The sequence below is a fragment of the Paenibacillus sp. 01T422 genome (assembly GCF_056398785.1).
In genome coordinates, this window is the sequence record NZ_JBFTQB010000741.1 from 1 (window position 1) to 3341 (window position 3341).

Genomic DNA, 3341 nt, shown 5'->3' on the forward strand with positions numbered 1-3341 from the left:
GTACTAAGGAGCAAAAGGGATGGTGAGTTTGCGGTAAGGATAGTTTTATTATAGTAGGTTATTATCAGCTCACTTTATAATTTTTTTGATACACTGTTGGATAGGTGGTTAAGTTCTGTTCATGGTTAACACGGCAGTGATTCAGGATGTTATTAATTGGAAAACGAGCGAGGAGGAGGCGACTAATGGGTGCGAAAATGCACGTCGACGAAATGGACATAGATGAGGCAGTCGTGCGCCGTCTACTTGATGTCCAGTTTCCCCACTGGGCGAAATTATCCCTGAGACGGATCGAGCCTGCTGGAACAGTGAACGCCATCTTCCGGCTTGGCGAAGAATTATCCGTTCGGCTAGCGCGGCGGTCGGGGCCTACGACACAAGGAAGCCGCGAGTTTACTTGGCTGCCCAAGCTTGGACCATTGGTTCAGCTTGAAATACCCGTACCTATCGCACAAGGGCATCCGAATAGCGAATATCCGTGGTTTTGGGAGATACATACGTGGGTTGAGGGTGAGACGGTGCCATTAGAGGAAATTGACGCGATTCAGGCAGCGCGTGATCTTGCAGCGTTTGTTGCGGCGCTGCAACGAATCAATCCATCGGGTGGACCGACAGGCCGCGGCATTCCTTTGGCTCAACGAGATGAGGAGTTCCGATATTGGCTGGCGAAGTTCGACGGAGATCCTGCGGTATCGGCTGTGTGGGAATCGGCACTTGCTGCGCCTCCGTGGGAGGGTCCACCAGTTTGGCATCACGGAGACCTTGACGTGCGCAACTGGCTCGTGCGTAATGAACGCATCACTGGTGTGATCGATTGGGGTACAATGGGCATTGGCGATCCTGCATGCGATATTATGGTCGCCTGGAAGTTACACTCGCCGGCGGCACGTGATGCGTTCCGTGACTATCTGCCGACGGATGACGCTACCTGGGCAAGAGCTCGTGGATGGGTCGTATCGCAGGCGGTGGCAATACTGGCTTACTATACGCCGGAAAACAATCCAGTTCTGTACCATGAGGCGAAATCCTGGCTCGACCAAGCATTGTCAGAATGATGCTTGATAATATTACTGCGTGGAGTCAAGAGGGTTCTCCGATTTGGGTAATCAACGATCCTTCTGATCAACTTCTTCTTGGTGAACGACTTATTCGCAGCTTTACTGTGGATTCGCCTCGATTTTCCCGCCCTGCCATTCAAATTGATACTCAAATTGCGCCGTCGAACCGTACGCTTCCGAAGAATACGGAATGACGACCGGATTTGTTTCCGTCGGCTGCAGAGGTTGATTATCGGAGAGTAATCCGTTAGCACTTACACCGATTGCTGTCAGGGAAAACAAGCCAACGCATATCCAAACTATTTTTATTGTCTTCATCGATCCCAGCCTCCGCTTCCGTTTCCTTGAAGTTTGTCTTCATTGTACGAAAGAATTGTCATGGGCGAATTAGCAGGATGTAAAAATTGCGTACAAACCAGCATTGAATACAAATAAAAAAAGCGGCGACGAGGGTTCGTTTCCCCACGCCGCCACCTGTTTATTACTTGTAAGCAGACAACGGTGCCAGCCAAACGAGACCCGTTCCCCGGTAAACGTTGACAAGCCCCTCGCCGGAGGCTGCGGACCCGAGTAATGATTTCCCCGATTTTTCCACAGTAAAATCCAACGAATGCGACCACATCATTGCAAAATTCCCATCTACTCGAAGTACATCATTCTTCAATTCCACAATGACCGCTTCTTCTGAAGGAACCGGTGCCTCCACAACGAGTACACCTTTGCCTCTGGCGCTGAGATTGAAGAGGCCTTCGCCTCCGAGCACAGCGGAAGATATGTTCTTCCGGGATACCACTTGCGTTTGGAGCGACGACTCGCAGGCGAGGAATAGACCGTCATCCAGCACAATATGGTCATTGTCTACATCGATAAGCCACAAATATTTGTAGGTCGGCTCCATCATAATGGTCCCTTGCCCTTTATATACAGGTTTGACAGCACTTTCCCCGGATACGGCTCCTGAAACGAGATTGCGAAGCAACCCTCCCGCCCCTTTAACCCCTGACGTCATTTCGATATTGCCGACATAATACTGCATCGCGCCTGCGCTCATCATGATCTCACCGTTCAGTTCAATCATAACTTGCCTTTTTTTCATATTACTCTTGCTCATATAAAAGTTGGCTTGTGCGTCTGCAATGGTGGTGCTGCTCAAATCCTGCTGATATTCAAGCACACTGAAAGGCCCTAATTTCTCCTTGATCACAACGTTGCTGTTATCCGTCAAATTACTTATTGAAAATGCCATATGAATGCCTCCGTTTAATTTTGTGGCGATTATCGCAGCGTCTATCATTTTGGCGAAATCTATCACATTTATACGGATTACAAGTAGAAAGGTTACACGATACACCCGGAATGGATCATTTTCTTTGCTTTTATGAGATATCACACAGGAAAACTTTATCTAATTTTAAGGTCGGTTACAGATAAAATTAACATTACGATGATATTACTTAGGTAAAAATATCCACAAAGRAAGTGACCCTAGTCCTCATGGTTAGAGTGTTTGGCTATTTTCACTGTATAACGGTGAAGAGTATCACGTTGGCACTTGTGAAGTAAGTTGTGCGAACTCTGTTCTAGCATCGATGTTCTAATCACTTGGAGGTGATGAGGATGAGGAGAATGCTGACCCCAATTGTAGAAGTAAGCGGTATTGTAGAGGACAAAACAGGACATATCCTATTAGTAAAGACACAACATGATGGTTGGGTATTGCCTGGAGTGCAAGTAGAAGATGGTGAAAAGTTAATGGATGTTTTAATAAGAGGGATAAAAGAAAAAAGTGGAATTGACGTAATAATTTCTTACTTGATTGGAGTTTATTCAAACACAGGAACACATAAGTCTCATTGCAATGTAGCCGCTGTCTCAACCAAATTTGTTTTCGACTTCATGTGTAAGCCTGTGGGTGAAGAAATGCGTGCTTCTGAGGAAACATCATTAAGTCTCTGGTTCGAAAAAGATAAAGTACTTGAGATGGTCACAGCTCCAGATATGCATACTCGTTATCAAGCATATATGAATTTTGACGGAAGCTCATTCTTTATGGATTATGTACCAACCCTCTAACTTTAAAATAAAATCCTATTTACTTTATAGATATTTCTAATAATCATTCGAATGCATAAGGATGAAGAATAAGAGCTGCGGCTTAGCTCGGACTTATGTCCGAGTTTCTCTCGTTTTACTCAGTTATGTAACGATAGGAAGGCCCTGACAAAATTTACGGCGCCGTCATCTATCCACTTGATACGACTATCGGTTGGAGCACGTTAAGCT

At 46.0% G+C, this 3341-nt stretch carries 4 protein-coding genes; 2 read left to right on the forward strand and 2 right to left on the reverse strand.

Translation table 11 applies throughout. The features are described 5' to 3' along the window. Positions 1-185 precede the first annotated feature (185 nt). The gene (locus tag AC1DUA_RS30240; RefSeq protein WP_477503266.1) at positions 186-1055 is read left to right on the forward strand and encodes an aminoglycoside phosphotransferase family protein; all 870 of its coding nucleotides are present in this window, start codon (positions 186-188) and stop codon (positions 1053-1055) included. Positions 1056-1157: 102 nt separating this feature from the next. On the opposite strand, the gene AC1DUA_RS30245 is transcribed toward AC1DUA_RS30240, so the two are convergent. Next, complete coding sequence (locus AC1DUA_RS30245; protein WP_477503267.1) at positions 1158-1376, reverse strand: hypothetical protein; 219 nt, start codon at positions 1374-1376, stop codon at positions 1158-1160. A 163-nt stretch (positions 1377-1539) separates the two neighbouring features. Next, positions 1540-2304, reverse strand: coding sequence for an AIM24 family protein (locus AC1DUA_RS30250; RefSeq protein WP_477503268.1), 765 nt, complete (start codon positions 2302-2304; stop codon positions 1540-1542). A 371-nt stretch (positions 2305-2675) separates the two neighbouring features. Here AC1DUA_RS30250 and AC1DUA_RS30255 point away from each other — a divergent pair, with 371 nt between their 5' ends. Beyond that, positions 2676-3131 (forward strand): NUDIX hydrolase, encoded by a 456-nt coding sequence (locus AC1DUA_RS30255; protein ID WP_477503269.1) that lies wholly within the window; start codon positions 2676-2678, stop codon positions 3129-3131. Positions 3132-3341 lie beyond the last annotated feature (210 nt).